The organism is Cyclobacterium sp. SOCE241, from assembly GCF_056867545.1.
The window spans coordinates 1113270-1133332 of sequence record NZ_CP149779.1; the positions used below are offsets into that span (position 1 = coordinate 1113270).

19 protein-coding genes, 1 pseudogene and 1 riboswitch are annotated in these 20063 nt (G+C 38.1%); of the genes and pseudogenes, 10 read left to right on the top strand and 10 right to left on the bottom strand.

Features of this window, described 5'->3' with window-relative positions; genetic code table 11:
- The first annotated feature begins 16 nt into the window (after positions 1 to 16).
- The 7 genes and pseudogenes from WG932_RS05305 to WG932_RS05335 all read left to right on the top strand — a co-directional run bounded on the left by WG932_RS05305 (position 17) and on the right by WG932_RS05335 (position 2842).
- A complete protein-coding gene (locus tag WG932_RS05305) occupies positions 17 to 187 on the top strand; it encodes a virulence RhuM family protein (protein WP_483087232.1) in 171 nt (56 codons plus the stop codon).
- Between the two features lie 187 nt (positions 188 to 374).
- A pseudogene (locus WG932_RS05310) lies at positions 375 to 446 on the top strand (transcriptional regulator); the annotation flags it as partial.
- A 158-nt stretch (positions 447 to 604) separates the two neighbouring features.
- Positions 605 to 940, top strand: coding sequence for a virulence RhuM family protein (locus tag WG932_RS05315; RefSeq protein ID WP_483087233.1), 336 nt, complete (start codon positions 605 to 607; stop codon positions 938 to 940).
- Between the two features lie 871 nt (positions 941 to 1811).
- On the top strand, positions 1812 to 2006 hold the full coding sequence (locus tag WG932_RS05320; RefSeq protein ID WP_483087234.1) for a DUF4221 family protein: 195 nt from the start codon (positions 1812 to 1814) through the stop codon (positions 2004 to 2006).
- 81 nt (positions 2007 to 2087) lie between these two features.
- The gene (locus tag WG932_RS05325) at positions 2088 to 2288 is read left to right on the top strand and encodes a hypothetical protein (protein ID WP_483087235.1); all 201 of its coding nucleotides are present in this window, start codon (positions 2088 to 2090) and stop codon (positions 2286 to 2288) included.
- 13 nt (positions 2289 to 2301) lie between these two features.
- Positions 2302 to 2469, top strand: coding sequence for a hypothetical protein (locus tag WG932_RS05330; RefSeq protein WP_483087236.1), 168 nt, complete (start codon positions 2302 to 2304; stop codon positions 2467 to 2469).
- Positions 2444 to 2842 (top strand): DUF4221 family protein, encoded by a 399-nt coding sequence (locus WG932_RS05335; protein ID WP_483087237.1) that lies wholly within the window; start codon positions 2444 to 2446, stop codon positions 2840 to 2842. The genes WG932_RS05330 and WG932_RS05335 overlap by 26 nt, the downstream gene beginning before the upstream one ends.
- A gap of 230 nt (positions 2843 to 3072) precedes the next feature.
- Here WG932_RS05335 and WG932_RS05340 read toward each other — a convergent pair whose 3' ends face one another.
- Together WG932_RS05340 and WG932_RS05345 are read right to left on the bottom strand one after the other, a co-directional pair.
- Positions 3073 to 3372 (bottom strand): OsmC family protein, encoded by a 300-nt coding sequence (locus WG932_RS05340; protein ID WP_483087238.1) that lies wholly within the window; start codon positions 3370 to 3372, stop codon positions 3073 to 3075.
- Entirely contained in the window at positions 3264 to 3596 is a 333-nt protein-coding gene (locus WG932_RS05345) for an OsmC family protein (RefSeq protein ID WP_483087239.1), read from the bottom strand. The genes WG932_RS05340 and WG932_RS05345 overlap by 109 nt, the downstream gene beginning before the upstream one ends.
- A gap of 241 nt (positions 3597 to 3837) precedes the next feature.
- Positions 3838 to 3941: riboswitch (SAM riboswitch) on the bottom strand.
- A 568-nt stretch (positions 3942 to 4509) separates the two neighbouring features.
- On the opposite strand from WG932_RS05345, the gene WG932_RS05350 reads away from it, so the two are divergent.
- Positions 4510 to 4713 (top strand): ribbon-helix-helix domain-containing protein, encoded by a 204-nt coding sequence (locus WG932_RS05350; protein ID WP_483087240.1) that lies wholly within the window; start codon positions 4510 to 4512, stop codon positions 4711 to 4713.
- 810 nt (positions 4714 to 5523) lie between these two features.
- Here the strand turns inward: WG932_RS05350 and WG932_RS05355 are convergent.
- The 3 genes from WG932_RS05355 to WG932_RS05365 form a co-directional block, all read right to left on the bottom strand.
- Positions 5524 to 6660, bottom strand: coding sequence for a sialidase family protein (locus WG932_RS05355; RefSeq protein ID WP_483087241.1), 1137 nt, complete (start codon positions 6658 to 6660; stop codon positions 5524 to 5526).
- A gap of 53 nt (positions 6661 to 6713) precedes the next feature.
- Positions 6714 to 8375 carry a glycoside hydrolase family 140 protein gene (locus tag WG932_RS05360; RefSeq protein ID WP_483087242.1) on the bottom strand — a complete coding sequence of 554 codons (1662 nt, stop codon included), beginning with the start codon at positions 8373 to 8375 and terminating at the stop codon, positions 6714 to 6716.
- 506 nt (positions 8376 to 8881) lie between these two features.
- Positions 8882 to 9778, bottom strand: coding sequence for an alkaline phosphatase family protein (locus WG932_RS05365; RefSeq protein WP_014022317.1), 897 nt, complete (start codon positions 9776 to 9778; stop codon positions 8882 to 8884).
- Positions 9779 to 10383: 605 nt separating this feature from the next.
- Here WG932_RS05365 and WG932_RS05370 point away from each other — a divergent pair.
- Positions 10384 to 11319, top strand: a complete 936-nt coding sequence (locus WG932_RS05370; protein WP_483087243.1) for a hypothetical protein — start codon at positions 10384 to 10386, stop codon at positions 11317 to 11319.
- An 11-nt stretch (positions 11320 to 11330) separates the two neighbouring features.
- Entirely contained in the window at positions 11331 to 11540 is a 210-nt protein-coding gene (locus tag WG932_RS05375; RefSeq protein ID WP_483087244.1) for a hypothetical protein, read from the top strand.
- A gap of 1804 nt (positions 11541 to 13344) precedes the next feature.
- On the opposite strand, the gene WG932_RS05380 is transcribed toward WG932_RS05375, so the two are convergent.
- The 5 genes from WG932_RS05380 to WG932_RS05400 all read right to left on the bottom strand — a co-directional run bounded on the left by WG932_RS05380 (position 13345) and on the right by WG932_RS05400 (position 20040).
- Positions 13345 to 13923, bottom strand: coding sequence for a hypothetical protein (locus tag WG932_RS05380; protein WP_483087245.1), 579 nt, complete (start codon positions 13921 to 13923; stop codon positions 13345 to 13347).
- A gap of 193 nt (positions 13924 to 14116) precedes the next feature.
- The gene (locus WG932_RS05385) at positions 14117 to 14446 is read right to left on the bottom strand and encodes a hypothetical protein (RefSeq protein WP_483087246.1); all 330 of its coding nucleotides are present in this window, start codon (positions 14444 to 14446) and stop codon (positions 14117 to 14119) included.
- 646 nt (positions 14447 to 15092) lie between these two features.
- The gene (locus WG932_RS05390; RefSeq protein WP_339677962.1) at positions 15093 to 16565 is read right to left on the bottom strand and encodes a SusD/RagB family nutrient-binding outer membrane lipoprotein; all 1473 of its coding nucleotides are present in this window, start codon (positions 16563 to 16565) and stop codon (positions 15093 to 15095) included.
- Between the two features lie 32 nt (positions 16566 to 16597).
- Positions 16598 to 17254 (bottom strand): hypothetical protein, encoded by a 657-nt coding sequence (locus tag WG932_RS05395; RefSeq protein WP_483087247.1) that lies wholly within the window; start codon positions 17252 to 17254, stop codon positions 16598 to 16600.
- 56 nt (positions 17255 to 17310) lie between these two features.
- A complete protein-coding gene (locus WG932_RS05400) occupies positions 17311 to 20040 on the bottom strand; it encodes a SusC/RagA family TonB-linked outer membrane protein (RefSeq protein WP_483087248.1) in 2730 nt (909 codons plus the stop codon).
- Positions 20041 to 20063: the final 23 nt, after the last annotated feature.

A 20063-nucleotide genomic window follows, 5' to 3' on the forward strand; every position in this document is an offset into this window, starting at 1 on the left:
AAATTGAGGTTAATTTATGAAAAAAACTGTTTGGCTCGATGCGCATGCTATAACTTCTATTTTTGATGTTCAACGACCTGCCATATTTAAACACATAAATAATAGCTACAAGTCAAAAGAATTAGAATTGACCATTTCATTTTTAAAACAACTGGTGGCAGACGGCAAGAAATATATATTGAAATAAAATCAATGTAAGATTTCCACCATTGAGAGATAGTAGCGTGTGTGCCTCAATTTTCCAGTCTTTTTTAGGGCTGGACTAAGTGAACCTAAAATCAAACCCGTATTTCGATGAAATTCGCGTTCCAAATGTATGAATGCCGATGCGTCAAATGTGAAATTTGTAAAAGCCAAAAAAAAAGCAACTAGGCTTAACTCAAGAAGAATTTGCTGAAAAAGCCAGAGTAGCACTTACTGTGATCAGAAAGATCGAGCAAGCATAAGAAAATCTAAACTTGTCAAAGATAAATCAGGTATTGAGCCTGTTTGGGTATATATTAACACCTATTGGTGAAAAAGATAGTAAGTTGATTAAATAAAAAAAGATGATGGTGAGTCGGGAATGCCGAAATGCGTGTAGTAGAAAATTTTAGAGTTTAGAATGGAAAACCAAATCGAAATATATCAGGGGACAGATGGCCAGACCCAAATTGAGGTGAAGTTTGAAAAGGACACTGTTTGGCTGAAACAAAAGCAAATGGCTGACCTTTTTGATAAAGATGTAAGAACAATAAGCGAGCACATCAAGACAATATATAAAACTCAGAAATTGGGGAGGGATTCAACTATCCGGAATTTCCGGATAGTTCAACTTGAGGGTAAAAGGAATATTGAAAGAAATATTGATCACTTCAATTTGGATATGATCATTTCGGTGGGTTATAGAGTCAACTCCAAAAATGGTATTAAATTCCGTCAAGGGCAACCAAACGGTTAAAAGCCATATCCAAAGGCTATGCAATCAATGAAAATAGACTAGCCCAGAAGCAACAAAAAAATTACAAACCTTAAAAGATGGTATTCGAATTTTAAGCAGAGCAATTCAACAAAAAGAAGAAAGCCAATACTTGGATTTTGAATGACTGAATTACTTTGCAAAAAGGTTTTAAGAATTGCTCGATGATTAGAATCATGAGAATTTCGTTTTGATTTTTGTACCGAATTTGTACCGTTTTTCCTCATACAACTGCTTTTCAATTATTTTTTACATTCTGTTAAGAAGTAAGCTTAGACTAAGTTCTATATAACTTTAAATAATAGTATTTATTTAATTATATATCAGGTATATATGATTTTTTATTTTTATTTCTTTCCTATTTTTAAATTCATTTTTAGTTCAATTGCCAGTAGGATTGGATGCTTAAGTAAGACCTATTCTATCTAAGGTTGGCTTAATATTTAACACAGCCAAAGCCAAAGTTGTATTAAGAAGTATCTCAACCTCTTTCCCAAACCACAAAGCATTTTTAATATAGCAAGAAGGCTATTTAGAAGCTACCTAGTAACAAGGTTAAATTTTAAATTTTTAGTAAATAAGTTTTTAAACTAATCTTTTATTATATATTTGTTTTGGGTCTATTTACCTATTAGAAAACAAATCGTCAATTATATCTCAGATATCGATTTACCAAAATGCAACCGCATCTGAGAAGTCCGAGTTTGAACTGTGCTTTGTAGTGATGGAATTTAAATTTTAGAACAATGAAAAATGTATTCTACCTCCTTTTGATTCCCCTTCTCTTTTCCTGCGGTAAGGCATCATCTGAAAAAGCCGAATCAGGAAATATTCTAGAAAACTGACTTATACGGTGGATACGGTACTGGTAGATTCGGGAGAGGATATTTTCATCTTAAGCTCAGGACTAGGAACTAAAGCCCTTAATCAAGACAAAAGCAAATTGCTGTTTTTGAAAATAGCCCTGAATTTAGTGGAAGTGGATTTGAATAAGCTCAAGTTAGTTAGTAAAACACCATTTCAAGAGGAGGGGCCTAATGGAATTTAGGTTCAAATTATGTGAGAGGTTTCAGTCGGGACCAAATGGGGATTTGTTTTATCAACGGCTATACTACACAGGGAATATTTGATGGCAGTGGCGAACTGCACAAAAAGTCTAAATGTGGTGCCGGAAGGAATTGAGCCTGATCTAGCCAATAATGTGCAACAGCTGTATGATAAGGCTGTTTATGATTTTGAGAACAAATGGAATCTATTCCCAACCACCAAGTCAAGGAAAATAGGAAGCACCTTTTATTATCGATCCGATAACCAAGGAATATCAAATTGAGCCAATACCTGAAATGAAAGCTGTAATGGAATTTACGGGGACTTTGGTCGTAGATGGGATGATAGACTTTTGGGTCGACAACCAAATGTATATCGAAAATCAACAACTTTTGCTTACCGTGGGTGCTATGAGTGCGGTTTATCGGTTAGACCCTGATGAAAAACAGCTTCGAATTTATTGATATTCAGCACAAAAACTTTCCTAACCATATGACATTCTCTGTAAATAATTCTCCTGTAGAACAAGCAGAATTTAATGAAGATCGAAAAAAGGTTTTCGAGCATTTGAATTACTTGGAGCCGCGCTGGGATGAGAGCAGAGAAATGTTTTTACGACTGGGTAAAAAGACATTTTTGGGTGAAAGACGAGAAGATCCATCTACTTATGAGGTTTTTTTTTTCGCTTATGACCAAGACTTCAATGTTTTGGGCGAGACCAAAATTGAAGGCTTAAAACAAGCTCCGGGAAGCTACTTTTGGAAAGATGGCAAGCTCTGGTCCTATGTCAATGTCGAAGATGAATTGGGTTTTGCGGTGATTGACTTTAAATTTTAGACCTATATAGTCAGAAAAGAACCACCACTCGATTGAAAAAGCATTTAAGGACCTTTTCAACATTGTTGTAGAAAAATGCATCAACCTACTCAACTTCTTACCCTCTCCTAATTCCTATAATAGGAAATTATATCCGGGCCAGGGCTGCAGCGCTTTTCAAAATGAATTAAAAAACCTCGCTGTTTTCCTCCCTTCGCCGGATACAATTGCTTGGTTAATGATTGCTGAATTTAGACAACAGGATTTTTCTCATTGACAATAGAGATCTTGCTTTCTACTTTTACAGTATTTACCAGATTGTCCAATACAGGGCAACGGGCCTCTACCTCTTTAATAAGTTCTTGTATCCTTTCGGGACTTTCGTCAGAATCAATAATCGTTTCCACTTCTATTTTATGGTATCCCGGACGGACATTTTCGTCTATTCCAAGGAATCCCTCCAGTCTATATTTCCTTTGGTTTCTACCTTGACATTGTTTAACTGAATTCCTTTTAAGGAAGCGACAACTTGATAGGTAATCACCTGGCAAGAGCCTAGAGAAGCCAATAAATACTCTACAGGATTGGGGCCTAAGTTTGTTCCTGCCAAAGCTTCTGGTTCATCTGCGATAAACTCAAAATCTCTCGCCGTATTTTTCACGCGGACATGTTCTTCCGATTCGGAAGTAACTCTAAATACTCCTTTTGTTAGGCTTACATCTTTTTTGGTAGCTTCAATAAGTCCTTGGAATGTTCGCTGTACTAATTCTGACATGGTTATTTAATTTAAAAGTTAATAAATAATAAATAAGATTTTATAAGGGTGAAGCTGAAGCAATCACTCCATAGACTAAATCGTCTTAGTATCGGAAATTGGAAATGAATTTTACATGCAGCCAGACATAAACTTATCCCTATTGTGCAGCAAACAGCAACACAAATGAATCGTCTTGTGGCGAAAAAGTTCCTTTGAAAAGGTGTAAATAATGGGGTTGTAATTTGTCTTCATGTTGTCTTTTTTATAGTCCTCTTATTTAAGAGTCTGGAATTGGCACCTTTTCATTTGATGAAGGTTGCCAGTAGGTCATAGAGCCAGTCTCTCGCTACTTCTTTATAAATCAAGGCGTCTATTTTGAAAGCCTTTGACATGATTGTGGCACAAACTTAGGCATAGATTTCTAAAAACAAAACTATTTTGGTTTCTTTTACTAAAAGGACTTTTGGAAAAAGAAAAGCCAGGTTTTTAATAATGATTAGGCCAATGCTGCAGGTCAAAACCTTCTTTGGGTACCTGAGTTCGATTATAGAAAGTATGGGTTGGTGGTGCTTATGCCTTCCTTAGCAAATGGGCAATTGCCTAAGAAACCAAACCATCTTTTAATCAACCCAAGTCTCATTTTCAGCCACTCCCCTTAAATTAAAAGGGCAGAGCCTGTAGCAACCAAAGTCGGGAGGGATTTAACTTCCCGCATGAAAAAAGAAACATCAATTTCGAATTGGATTATAATGTCTTTTACCGTTATCGGGTTTCGTTGGAATGAGGGAATGATATAATATGCCATTTCAATAAACCTGTACAAAATAAACAAGATGCATTGTATACTCGTTAAATATGGTGTATTATTACACCATAAACACACAAAAAAAATGGCTAGACAAACTATCTCTGTTAATGAACCGAATGACCGTTGGATGAAACAAAAATTGAAGAGAATGAATTCTCCAGTAAAAGTGAATTGATCAATGACCTGATTCGTAGACAAAGAGAACAAGAAGAAGAGCGATTATGGTTAAGGAATGAGCTTATAAAGGGTGAAAATAGTGGCATATCCAATAAATCTATGGCTGAAATTCTTGCAGAGGCTAAACAAAGAGTAAAAAATGGCCAATGAATTATATTCTTACCCGCCAAGCAGAAGAAGACCTTATTCAAATTTATCTTTATGGTCAAGTAACGTTTGGCAAAAAGTATTCAATCCTACAATGAGGGAAAAACTACTAAGTTAACAGATGATCAATTGAAGGAATTTCTTGGCCTATGATATTTGAGATTGTTTTTACTACTGAAGCAATGGAAGATATTTGTTAAAATGAACCCCGTAAACTGGTCTATACTTCTTAATATCCAACCTACTCTCACCTCTGGTACTTCTTAAAGTTCTCGGCTTGCTCAAAAATCTCTTTGTATACCTCATCCCTCACCTAATGATCGGGCGAAGCACTTTTTTGGGAAGCATTGATTTTTTCTATGTTATGGAAGGCAGTATCTATTAACAGTGCAATATCGCCTTGTTTAGAATGTACCATCACATGCCATAGGTGGTATTCAAACTAAAATCGAAAGTATTTGACAAAAACCTCTAAAAACTTCCTCTCAATAAAAAAACACGGATAAAACCGTCAATAAGTGATTTTGTGCCCATCGTTACGTAGAAAAAAACAAAAATGCGGACAAAATCATTAAACATTCAATTACCAATCCAAGAGCTCACCCAAAACCATAAAATCTCACCATTACAGGGCTGTTATGTAACCTAAAAATTAACACCTAAATTCCGCAGCGAATTTCTTTAATCAATTGGTTCCAATAGAGATTAAACCTTCCAGGTTTCACTCGCCTAATTTTAATATCCCGCTGATGATCAATAAAACCTGGAAGGTTTCCGGATTTAACCTAATCATTAACAATTAACCATTAACAATTAATAATTATTCAAAAACTCCTTCCAATCCTTACCATCCGTAAGCCAGGCAAGGTTGAAAATAGCCATTTTACCTGAGTAACCTTTAGGATCTTCGCCTTCTCCTTCAAAGAATAGGTAAATCAATCCTTCGCTTGGGGTACCGGATCTTCCGGCGGTCATGGAGGAATAGGCGAACTTGCCCTCCTCTACCAGTTTGCTTACAGGCCAAGTTTTGCCACCATCGAAGCTGGCCCAGACGGTTCCGTGGTTTCTGCCTTCATTGGATACTATATTGCTATAGAGCAAGACATCATGCCCTTCGATTGGCAGTCTAATCAAGCCTGCCATCAATCCATAATCCCCGCTTTGGTCTCCATCAGGCAATTCTTCACTGACGTATAGGCCTTCCCAGGTCTCTCCCCCATCTGTACTGTGCGCAATATGTCTCATTCTTGGGTTCAAGCCATCGGTGGACAAGTGCCTGCGGGAATTGTAGTAGATCGTTCCATCGGAAAGTTCTGTCAGCGTGGCTTCACCTGTTCCATTGGCAGGAAAAGAGGCGCTTGTGTGCCAGGTTTTACCTGCATCATCACTATAAATGGCATTGGTATAATGGTTGGGCCAAAACTCCTTGTTGTTTCCGCCATCATAATTGCGCGTTGCCCGAATCAATCTTCCTTTCTTTTCACCAAATTGAAGGGTAATGCCATGCTCATTCATGTGCATGGAAGGAACATTTCCATTCTTGTCTCCTGTTAGACTTGTTTCTTCAACTGCCCATGTTTTCCCATTGTCTTTACTCCTGTACATTTTAAAAGGGGAAATGGGATGACCTTCTTCTACAAATGCCAAAATATCTCCACTGTTTTCATCCACAATGACTCCTCCTCCTTGAAAACCTGGATTGGCAAGAGTAATGATTGGGTCCCAGCTTTTTCCTCCATCCTCACTCCTACGCACTTGGTAACTTTTATTTCCCCAAGTGGCTACAATCGAACCATCCTTAGCCGTTACCACATTGGGAAATCGCTCTCCTGCAAAAATCTCACTTAACTCAAAAACGGATTTGCCATCGTTCCAAAATTCATTTTTGGGTTTTTGGTTGGCACAGGAACCTATAATAAAAAGCAATGCAATAAATACAGATTGTCTCACTAGAATAAATTTTATTGGTACAAATTAAGAAATCAAAACAGGTAAAAGTCAATTTAAATATTTCCCCTTTGACCAACAAGCAACACCCAAGGTTCATTGTCTGGGGCAGTGAAGGTCTGAACGGTTTCAGTCACAGAAGCTTCTAGCAAAAATGCGCCTGTCTTCGGATTAAACCATTGATAAGGCATTTCAGGTGTTAATTCACTGAGGGTTATTTCTCCCCCTTCGTTGAGATAACTCACATAAAACTCACCTGCTTTTGCCAGACATAGCTTCCCTCCTGCTAAGTCAGCGCGTTTCTCCATATCTGTAAAAGGCATGCCCTCCAAGGCTCGTGCTACATATCCTACATAGCGACTACCTTCCAGGTTCAAGGCTTCCCTCCAGGACACTTCAGAATTTGCCCATGCTGCCCATCCCGCTTCATCAGGACTCACTTTCCACTGCCACATGCCACCTGCACCGTAAACAACGCCCATGGTGCCTCCTGACATCAACTGCATCCATGCTTCTTCTCCCTGCCACCAGCCTGAACCATTTTCCGGATCTCTTATTCCTTCATAAGTCGGTTCTCCATTTGCCACTGCTTTTATAGGCTTGTTCTCATACATTTGCTCTACTTTATCATAAATCTTCTGGGCAGTATGTCCTGTTTGTGCCCACTGAAAGTCCAGCCATTCGGCATCCTGATAGGCTTTATTGTAATGTATTTCGTAAGTATCCGGATCGGCCCATTCAGGGATAAAATCATCAAAAGGATTGTAGTGAATTCCGGTAGGTTGTTGGTAAGCATCCCAAGCTTCAACGGTTTTTCCACCTTCTTTAACCCCTACTTCTTTACCCATTCCGTCAGCACCTACCAACCACATGGCTGGACGGGCCCCGTAGCGTGCCACAAGGTATTTGCAATAGCGGGCATATTCTTCGGCCACTATATTCTTGCCCAACACCTCTTTTCCTTTCCAACCAAAACCATGAAAAACAGGCTGATAGACTGGGACAATTTCATGGTCCACAAGTATTCCCATCAGGCTGTCCAAGTACTGAAAATAATCCGCATTAATTTGATTGATATGCCCTTCTGGTAAGTCCGAAAAAGCAACAGCAAAGCCTTGATCCGTATCCCTTGCATTGGGACCGGTAGCGCCTTGGTCAGGTTGAATGCTCATAAGTAAAGCAGCATTAAAGCCTTTTTCCCCACGATCTTGGGCATACTGTGCTACATCTGCATAGGTTGCTCTCCATGGCATGGCCCAAGGGGTATCTCCCACCACGATAAAAGGCGTACCATCTGCATGGACTACATTTCGCTTGCCCTCAGACATGCGCAACAGACCATGCCTCAACAATTGATTTTCACCAGCATAGGCCACACTTTTAAGTTTTCCCTCTTGCCCATGCAAGCCTGTGTCACTGTTATCAGAAGCGATGGTCTTCCATTTCCACTCTCCATTGGCAATAGGAGAAGCAAAGCGGACTTTCCAGGTTTGTCCCCCATCCCAAAAGGCAGGTCGGCGCAGTTGCTGTCCATCTGGACCTACAAACTCTGCATGCATTTCTACATCCGTATATGGATTGTTATAGGTATTGACTGCGGTAAAAACCAGCTCTATTTCCTCCCACTGAGGGGCTTCTATGGCTGTTTTTTCCGATTGAGAGGCAGTACAACTAAAGAGAAAATTACTAATGACAAAGAGAGCAAAGACAATTCTCATGGGCTTAAATTTTTATTATTGACTTGACAGTGATTGTATTACTGTCTACAGTTAAGTGTATCGGCAAACGAAATCATAGCAAATACCTAATTTCCGCAGCCTATTTCTTTAATCAATTGGTTCTTGTTGAGATAAAACCTTTCAGGTTTCACTCAGCTAATTTTAACATCGCACTGATTATCAACAAAACCTGCAAGATTTTCGGATTTATAAATAGTAAAACCATCATTACAATCCCGACAATACAAATAAACAGAAATTGCGCCTATTTAATCAATGCTTTCAAAAAATTTGGTGATTTGAAAAGATTTTGGAATTATAGTTTATTATAATACTAAAGCAGGTGCAAAAAATTCACAGAAACCTTTGATTAAAAATTCCTTTCCCCCTAAACTTTAAAGGAATCAACTTCTATAAAAAAGACCGAATTAAATAAAATCCGGCCCTTAGCATGGTTATTTTGATTTATAAACTTGGCAACTATTTCTATTATAGTAAAGGAAAAGTCATTTAATGCTTTCCAACACGGGTTTTCCTCTCCATACCTGTGGCATTTCCAGACCAAATATCCAGGCAATGGTGGCCGCTGTATCATAGGTCATGATCAGGTCTGAAATCTCATGGTTCTTTTTTATACCCCTGCCTTCAATAATCCATGGGATATATATTTCTTCCAAACTTTTTCCTCCATGGCCTTTTCCTGTTCCTCCATGATCTGAAGACAGCATAAAAATGGTTTCATCAGCAATGCCCGCCTCTTCAATGGCATCATAAATTCGACCAATTCTATGGTCTACATTTTTTAGTTCTGCATAGTATTCCGGAGTATCGTGGCCAATCCCATGTCCTACTCCATCTGGTTCACTCAAATGGATAAATACAAAATTTGGTTTCTCTTTAATAATTAATTCAGAAGCTTTTTCGGTACAGATTTCATCATCATCTCCATGCATCACCACATCAATGCCATCCTTTTCCAACAGGTATTCAATGCCACCCCAGCTATATATTGCTGCGGTTTTGGCTTGAGGCATTTGCTCTCGAATCAAGCCAAAGATAGAAGGGTAAATCCCATAATTACCAATTTTTGCAGGTGGAATCTCCGGCGTTTTGCTTCCCCATTCAGTATATCCATGGGCCGTAGGACCTGAGCCCATCAACATAGAAGCCCAATTTACTGCACTGGATGAGGGTAAGACTGTTCTGGCTTTTAAACTGTAACTTCCGGATTCCATAATTCTTTTAAGGTTTGGCATTTCACCCTGAGGAATTGCATAAGCTCCTAAGCCATCCAAACCCAATAAGACCACATGTTTTACTTTTTTCACTTGGGCCTTCAAGGCTGCAGTACTCAGTAACATTGCCGGCAACAGCAGTACTAAGGCTAATTTTTTACAGTTCATTTATTTACTTGTTTATTTTTAATTGATTCAAAACAATATGCCTTTCCGGCAGGTACATACAGCAGGTAAAACTTTCCATTTTAAAGGTTTTCCCAAACAAATACTATGGTAAGCCTATTTTTATTTAGCCTATTAAGCTTCAAAACTACCAAATACTTATAAATTAAAAGCTCCGTTCATCCCATTGTTAGAATATTTCCCATCAACTTCAAAAAGTTATCGATACCATAAGTCTTTAAATAGTATTTGGTTACTACTGACTATTATTCAAAAAGATTGACTATAATTAAAAAAGGGGTTTATTGGCTCCACAGGTGCTCAATCAAGATTATTTGCAAGTTCTTAACCTTATAAAAATTGATCTATTTATCCAGTCTATGCTTTATTATTGCTCCACTGCCATGGCTAACAAATCATTTTGGATTCTCCCGGGTCTATAACAATTTATCTCAAGCCTACTAAAATAATTGGTATATTGATTTTCAATTATTCTATACGTTTTGATCCCATTTATTGAAAAAAAATCGTCCATAATGAAGGCAATGGGCTTATTTTTCAGAAATGAAGAAAAGTCTACAAATCACTGAAACAGATTACCAATTCCAATGAAAAAAACATTACTATTCTCCTTCTTTTTTATTTTGATGCAGGGGAACACTCAAGGGCAGGAAGTTAAAATGCCAAGCCATTGGCCCGATGCTTTCTTTTCAGGAGACCAAGGGAAAATGCATGTACAAGGCATGGCTTTGGATAGGAAAAACGGATTTATTTATCTTTCTTTTACCAATAAACTGGTCAAAATGGACCTTTCAGGCCGATTGGTAGGAAGCGTAGGCGGATTTATGGGTCACCTGGGCGATTTGGATTTCAACCAAGAAGATGGTAAAATCTACGGTTCTTTGGAGTATAAAAATGATGCAATAGGTAAAGGGATCAAAAAGAGTTTGGGAAAAGAAGAGAGTACGGGTGTGAACGGATTCTATATAGCCATTTTTGATGGGGCCAAAATTGTACGGTCCGATATGGATGCCGAAACAGAGGACCTATTGCGTACTGTTTATTTATCAGAGGTGGTACAAGATTATGAAGCTAAAGTAAATGTAGCTGGTAAAATCATGCCTCACCGATTTGCCTGTTCAGGCATCGATGGACTTACCTTTGCTCCTACTATAGGAAGTTCTAATCTGAATAAGAAGTATCTATATGTTGCCTATGGAATTTATGGGGATGTAGATAGGGATGACAATGACCATCAGGTAATTTTAAAGTATGATGTCAGCAATTGGGATAAATATGAAAAGCAGCTATCTCAAGATAATCTGCATACCTCAGGTCCTAATAAGCCATTAGAAAAATATTTTTTGAAAACCGGCAATACCCGTTATGGTATCCAAAATTTAGCCTATGATTCACATACGGGGAATTTGTTTGCGGCGGTGTATAAGGGATCCAAAACCCAATTTCCGAATTATGATTTATTCGTTATTGATGGCCATAAAAAGCCTAGAAGAAGCCAAATTCGTTCCGATAATAAAAAATAAATGTCAAGACCTTGTCTTTGTTGCAAGCTGGGCCTAAGGATTCTGATACAGGTATTCGTGGTTGGCATTTTAAATGGGGAGCAACGGGCATACAGCCTTTGGGTAATGGTTTGTTTTATATATCCCACAATGAAAAAGGCGATAATGGATTACAGCGGACTACCTTGTATAAATACAGATGGGTTGGCGATTCCCAAAATGCATTTATCAGAGAAAATTGAATTCCGATTTTAAATGAAGATTTTGTCAGCATTGTTGCAAAAAAAGGGCAACAATACCGCCAAAATCAAGTGACATTTGATTTCTTACCCGGTGGCTGACTCCACCGGCTATAATCATGTCACCCCTGCCGGGGTTTTCGGTTGTCATAAAGGTTAATGTATGGTTTCGGTAAAGGACTGTGCCGTTATGATTTTGTCAGAATTGATGCGAAAAAATCCACTGGCTATAATCAAGTCACCCCTAAAGGAGTTTACAGTTACCGTAAAGATCAAAATTTTGTTTTAATAGGAAGAGTTGCAAGTACGGTTAATGGTACAATTGGCTAGATAGCATTAGGTGTTTCATTGAATATCGACAAAGAAGCTCTTTATGACAGCATGTTATTTCAGGTATTTTCGGCCTTCAAAGCTTATGGTTTTTGGAGATGTATGGAGGGCGTTAAAAAATGAGTTAGCTCCAATAAGGAGATCCACTCATTTTTAGCCCGGAATTCAGCGCCAAAAATCAAATGATGGATACGTTAATGATCAATTTTCCCTAAACCTAATCCATCATTTGAAATAAGATTTGACAGCCTTGACCTTTATGGTTCGTTTTTGATCATAGCCTGCCCTGATTTTTAACTCACTCAGGGCCTGCCCTGATTGGCTACGCTTCAAGGGAAAAAATGAACAGTGGGAATAATGAAAAATCAACCAGTCAGGTAAGACCAGGATTACAAGGTCAATTCATTTCCGTGAGAAAACGTTCATCAGGGAGATTTTGTCAGCATTGTTGCAGAATTGGCAACAATACCGCCAAAATCAAGATGTGTTGATCATTTAATTCCAAGGGCTGACACCCTTGGCTAGTATATTACACCCCTTTAGGGCTTGGTGAGGTTATAGTATTTAATCTGTCTTCGATGAATAATAGACGTTTTGATTTTGTCAGCATTGTTGCGGAAAAATCCACCGGCTATAATAATATCATCCCTAAAGGGGTTTACCGTTATCGTAAAGATCAAAATTTTGTTTTAATAGGGAGTTGCTAGTTCGGTTAATGTTACAATTGGCTAGATAGTTTTCTTTGTCATTGAATCTCGACAAAGAAACTCTTTTATGACAGCATATTATGTCAGGTATTTTCGGCCTTCAAAGCTTATGGTTTATGGAGACGCATGGAGGGCGTTAAAAAAATGAGTTAGCTCCAATAAAGGAGATCCACTCATTTTTAGCCCGGAATTCAGCGCCAAAAATCAAATGGTGGAAACGTTAATGATCTATTTTCCCTAAACCTAATCCATCATTTGAAATAAGATTTGACAGCCTTGACCTTTTTGGTTCGTTTTTGGGTCAAGCCAAAAATGAACAGTGGGAATAATGAAAAATCAACCAGTCAAGTGAGACCAAGATTGCAAGGTCAATTCATTTCCATGAGGAAACGTTCATCAGGGAGATTTTGTCAGCATTGTTGCGAAAAAGGGCAACAATACCGCCAAAATCAATTTAGGTTTATTTAACGTATCCAGTGGATAATGCCACCGGCTATAATCATGTCATCCCCAAAGGGGTTCTTAATAGTCACATAATTAATATAAGTATGGTTAAACCTAAACCATATTATTTTTAAAACCGGTCTAGTTATTTCGCTTCCTAAAACTTGTAATACCAAAAAAACCGTGGATTTTGACCCACGGTTTATTAAACCTATTACAACTTTCAACCTTATAAGTGTTGAAAAGAGTACTTTACTTAATTTTTCTAAACTTTTTGATTTTATGAAAGGTAAGGAAGTTGGCATCGTGGTTATTGTGTGCGCCTCCTACCCCATCATCATAGGCAGTTCTGGACAGGAAAAGGATGTCTTTTCCATTAAATAGCCAATCCACATATTGAAAACCATGGTTTTTAATGTCTTCATGTTGCAATAACACCTTTTTTGCTCCCAATTAATTAAATCGGGAGAAGAGAACAGGGCCTGAGTATTTCGGATACCTGCAGGGTTAGTACGGTCTGTTGACTTTTTGATATCATCCGGAATTACATTAGCAATGGTCCAGTAAAGGTCACTTTTTTCATCATAGCGAATGGTAAATTTTTTACTTCCTCCAGGAAAGGGGATAAATCCAGTTGCTGGATCAAAAGTGGCTTTTTTACCATCGGCACTAATTTTAACTCTGGCAGCTTTCTCTTCTAAAGTAGAACGGTCATCCACACGCAACATGTCCCAAATTTGTCCCTCTTTGTCAACGACTGCATTGCCTTCTAACCATCCACCAAAATTACCATCAAGATAAGTGGAATCGTAATAGAGAATATTGCTACTGGTCCAGCTATCTGCTTTTAATAAGTCTGCATCCACAGGGGCTGATAACATAAAAGCACCGTACCTTTTCCCCATTTCTTGATTGGGCCCATGGCACTTTCCATGGCTCTCCAAATTCTTCCATTGTGTTCAATAATAGGCATAGGAGCGCAATGGTACTCCCCTTCTAGGATTAAACCATTGTTTTTGTCGGTAGGTTGCGTCCAAGTTTTTCCACCATCATCTGAGCGCCTAACAAGCGTATTTCCATGATGTCTGTCTGGTCCTATTAAATAAAGGGTACCTTGATGAACGAAAAGCTTAGACCAAAACGCCCCGTCAATTTCAGCAATTTCCTTCCATGATTTCCCCTTATTACTGGAGGTATAAATTTTTGAAGTAGCTCTTTTATGCTCATTGGACTCAGGTCCAAAAAATCATGGGAGGCTACGTAATCACCATTAGGCAAAACGGCCAAGCTTGGAGAGCCAATGTATTTACCGGAGGAAGCAGGGCTATAGGCCACTACTATACCGGGTACTTTCGAATCATCGAATTGCTGAGCTGCCAAATTAAAACCGGACAATAAAACTGTCATTAAAATCGCTACTATTTTCATTATTTTAAGTTTGTTTGTTAATTCAAGGATTAAATTCTATTTGTCTTAAAGATCTTTTTTTAATCAGACTATGTTCATGAAAGAAAAAATAAATAAAATTCCTAGAATCCCCATTTGCCTTCAAATCCTGACTCCATTATGTCAGTGGCATCTTATTGTTTGACTTGTCAAAAAATTACTAGGAATTGCTTTCTTGACTTTATTTTTGGTGAAAAATCTTTCATTAATTTAATAGGCAGGGTTTTTAAATTTGGAAGACCAAAAAAGAACCATACAAAATTTAACAGGCTAAACTCAAATATACTCACTGTTTCTTTCATTTTCCACCTAAACCAAAATATTGAATCTAACAAAACCTTCATTAAAATTATTTAAAGCTTAACTCGAAAAAGGCAATAAACAATTATCTAGTGATGAAATTACTTCAATATCAGCTACTTTCCTACAGTTAGTCCCAGTGACTATCGGTAATCAGGTTCAACATAATGGTGCTAGGCTAACCTTTTCAAACAATATAATTTTCTTTTGGATTAAAATAATTATTGCGCACCCTATAAGACTATGTGGGTATAAACTCTAAAAAATAAAAGAGGGAAATTTCCGGTTTTCCGGTAATTCCCTCTTTTTATTTAGGTATTTGGCTATATTATTTTAGCCACCAAGTCATCTCATTAATATGGTCATTACCTTCACCAAATTGTCTGCTGATGGCATCAGTTACATTATTGGCGTTGTAATTGTATTCTGATTGTGGATAAATCCATCGGTAAGGGATTTCCACACCTGCAGGCCTTCTGAAGGAAGGGTAACCACCTGTTCTTAAGTGATCGAAATAAGAAGTCCAGCCCAATTGGAAAAAGGATTGTAGGTATTTTTGCATGATGATCAGTTGCAATTGCTCTTCCTCAGTTTGAGCCATTGTGAAATCATTGATAGGTTTAGATAAGTAATTTTCCGCATCACTTTCTCCAACATAAGAAGAATAGTTTTCGGCATACATTTCATAAAACCTAAAAGAAGCCTTTACTCCTGATTCGTACAACATGCCTGCATCAGCATTGATCCATCCCTTAGTGGCTGCTTCTGCCAAAATTAGTTGCTGTTCTGAATAGCCTAAAAGTACATAGGGCTCATTAACAGGATCTCGATGGTAGCGGTCATTAACCTTGGAAACATTTCCTTCTGTGGCTTTTTCATTTACCTCGGCATAGGGAGCTGCCGGATCTCCTCCTTCATAAGCTGAAAAGTCATTTATTTCTTTCCCCGCTTCTTTCGCTGATTTGGTTTGGGTACTGTAAATAAACAACCTAGGATCTTCACGATCTTGAAGCCTTTTGATAAAGGTGGAATCCATATACATACCTGAACTAAAACTACTTGAATTAAAGTTTGGATAACGGTTTCCCTGTTGATCCAAAAAGACCAATTGCCCGCTTTCTTCTACACTTTCCATCAATGGTTCATTTTGGTAAATAGAGGCAAACTCACTTCCATCATTCATCCCTTCTTTTTCTGATAAGGTCAACAAAACCTTCAAACGAAATGCATTGATTAACTTCCTCCAGCTGTTCACATCTCCATCATAAATTATATCTCCCGCGATAATGGTGTTATTGGCAGCTAATAGTTCATTTGCTTCCTCCAGTTCCATTAATATTCCTTCGAAGACAGACTCTTGATCGTCATATGCCGGCTGATAATCTTGGTCTGATTCACCCAATAATGCAGAAGCATAAGGAATATCCCCAAAGGTCAATGTTAGGTTATAGAAGTAGTAGGATCTAAAAAACTTACCCAAGGCCACATAGGTAGGTTCTCCAATTCTTTCTCCTTCCTCCATCATTTTCGTTACATTTCTCAAGGTACCGTAAGAACCATAACTTCCCCTATCCCACTTATAATATTGGTTGGTATTTTCTCCATCGGTCTGCACTAGCATTTTCAATGCATACAAAGGAGAAGTTCCCCGCGAATCTCTAAAAGCGTCCCACTCAATATTGGTCAATAAAAGTTGAGGGTGAGTTTCTGTCGGTAAATTAGGGTTGATATTCATTTCCTCCAGGTCTTGACAGGAGGCAAGCCCAATCAACAATAAACCTATAACTAATATATTTTTCATTTTATGTCTTTTTACTTAGTCTGGAAAATCTATTAAAAGGTAGCGCGTAGCGTGAAACCTACATATCTTGAAGAAGGATCCTGCAAGTTGTCATCGTTTCCATAGTCAGGATCCAACAAAGGCATCTTTTTCCACATGGCAAGATTATAACCGTAGATAGAAAGATCTAGATTCTTTATTTTTTCTGAAGTCATAATATTCATCAAGTCATAAGACACTGATAACCTTCTTAATTTAAAATAAGAACGATCATAGACATTGGCGAAAAGTGAATTTTCTTCTTCAGTAACTTGTGCCCTATATGGGTAAATTTGTGACCATGTTTGCCAGCTAACAGCAGTGGTATTTGGCGAGTACTCTCTGGTGTCAGTAATAATGGCTCCATTTACATCCCTCACAAGTTCTCCACCGGTTACTACTACACCTTCCGGTACATACACCGGTTGCCCTGCTGCATATTCTTCATCTCTATACAATACAGAATTGGGATGTTTGCCACCCCACCACATTTTTTCTATGGTTAAGGATCTTATCAGTCCTCCCCAAGCACCGTCTATGTCCATATCTATTCTAAAATCTCCTACCTTAAACTTGTTTTGAAGGCCCAATCTCCACGAAGGATTCAAATGTCCAATCTTTGTTGGATAAGGATCTCTGGTAGGCAATCCTGTATTGGCATCCAAAATCACTTGGCCATCGGCACTTTTCTGCCAAACAGTAGCATAATAAGCATCCGCCCTGTCTCCTACGACCAGATTACCGTATTTCTCATTGTTTGCATAGATCTCGGTGATTTTTTCACATACCTAGTCCAGTTAAGCCCTATATCCCATGAAAAGTCACTCTGGGCTATGGCGCTGAAATTGACCATCGCCTCAAAGCCTTGGGTGGTGTATTCATTACCATTTACTTTCCTTGAACCAAAGCCTGAAGCTTCTGAAATACTCAAATCAATGATTTGATTTTCATCTAAAATCCTATAATAGGTACCTTCAAATGTCAACCTTTTTTGAGCAAAAGAAGTAGAGAAACCAGCCTCAAATGTGGTTGACTTTTCTGGCATGATACTACTATTTACCAATCCTGATGGATAGTAAACAGAAGGAGTCGCTCCATATGTCACTCCTTTTTGATAGGTAGAGTAAATACTGTAAGGACTTAAATCACTAGAAACCTGAGACCAGGAACTGTAAACTTTAAGGTAATCCATAGCTTGTGGCAACTGAACAAATTCTGACAGCATCGCACTCAAAGATGCAGATGGATAAAAATAAGAATTGGTTGAAGTTGGTAAGGTGGAAGACCAGTCATTTCTACCGGAGAAATTCAAAAATATTGAATTCCATAAATCAAAATTAACAGATCCATAGGTACTTCTAATGGCTTTTTCATCAAAGTAATTACTTGCTTGTACAGGTCCTTGAGTGTTACTTAAACTATAAATCCCGGGTACAATCAAGCCATCAGAAGAGGCATATTCTTGTTGATAGGTTCTGTAAAATATTGATCCACCTGCATTCACAGCAAAGGCAAAATTATCACTAACGGTTTTATTGTATGATGCAAGAATATCCGTATCAAGATTCAAACGGCTGTCATTCCACATTTTATAGTCTCCGTTTCTTGAGTCTCCGTAATTCATGTATGATTTTGGGCTTTGCATATCTGAAAAAACCCTGTACTCCCTCGCAGAAACCCTACCCTGTATATTGAAATCAGGAGTAATTTGATAATTTAATTTTAGTTTACCATCTAGGGTATTCTGATTGTGCTTTTGGTTCAATTCATAGGCCGCAAAATACACATTGTTGTACCACGCATAATTATAGTTGGCTTGACGATAGCCTTCAAGTCCAGGGACATACATATGGTCTCTCAAATCTTGGCCGTTTACATCGTCTCCCATCCAAATTAGAATGGTGTACATGTGGTTTTTAGGTCCATAACCATATCTAGGGTAGTTGGGAGAATAAACTTTATTATAACTTAAAGTGGCATCCAAGGTTAATTTATCCGTAAGGTCGAAAGAACTATTAAAATTCAAACCTCCTGTACTAAGCGCGGTATTGGGTACTTGCCCTTTTTGATAAGAATAATTTCCGGAAAAGTAAAACCTGGACTTTGCACCTTGATAAGCAATTGAAAAATCATTTTTCGAAACAACTCCGGTTTTCAAGAATTCATTTAGGTTGTCATGCCTTTTCCATTCAGTTGGCACCCTTTCGTACAAAGATTTGTCATCATAAATCGTACCTGCTACATTTCCGTACCAATCAATCGTTTCACCTGTTTGTATATTTCTTATTGGACTGTTCCACTGTGGAACCATTACTCCCGGTTCAAATTTGGGACCCCAAATCATGTCACCATCTGAAATGCCTCCATCAGCTCCATCCCAGAATTCATACTTGCCATTGGATCCATTTCCGTATTCTGTTTGTGTTTCAGGAAATACTGTAAATCCCGCAGTTACCATATTACTGGTAGATGCCGTAACGGTAAGCCCTTCCTTTGAAGCATTTTTTCTTGTGATTAATATTGCTCCATTTTTTCCTCTGGCACCATAAAGCGCTGAAGCCGCTCCGCCTTTTAGCACGTTGATACTTTCAATGTCTTCAGGTGAAATGTCAAATAAATTGGTTTCTACAGGAATACCATCCAATACGATCAAAGGCGTCTTGCCTCTAAGAGTAAAAGAGGGTGACTGGAAAATACCGGTGGGATTGGTCACCGTTAAACCTGCTACTTGACCGGAAAGTGCATTCCCAAGGTTCATGGTCCTTGCCTCTCCCAGAACTTCTGTGTTTACTTCTTGCGTAGCATAACCTAGCTTTTTCTTTTGCTGCTTGATACCAATGGCGGTAACCACCACCTCATCAAGGTTTTGCTGGTCTTCTTCCAAAACTACATCAATTATTGACCTTCCATTTACTGCTTCTTCTAAAGTAGTAAATCCAATAAAACTAAACTGGAGGGTAGCATTTTCATCTGCACGAATGCTATAATTTCCATCAAAATCAGAAACTGTTCCCTGCAAGGTTCCTTTTACCTTAACTGCAACTCCCGGCAAAGGCAAATTGTCTGTACCGGAAATGATTTGCCCTTTAATATCTATTTGGGCTTCTGCTGTATTGTTTTTACGCTCATTATTGCGATGAAGACGAACGGAAATATTGTTGTTTATCTGTTGAAAGGCCAAGCCGGTTTCTTCACTTATTTGCAAAAGGGCGTCTTCTACTGAAATTTTCTTGTGATGGATTGAGATCAATTCATGTAAGAATGCATCATTTTCATGTACTGTGAAATGAAATTCGGACTGTTCTTCAATTTCTTTAAATACATCAACCAGTTTTCCCTTATGGAAGGAAATACTTACAAATACTTCATTGATTTTTTTAGCTTCAATTCTCTCTGCAAGCAAGGCGTTGAAGAAAACTAATTGTAGCAAAAAACCAAGCATGACATACCTTGTCATTTTTAGGATTAGTGGTAAAGGTT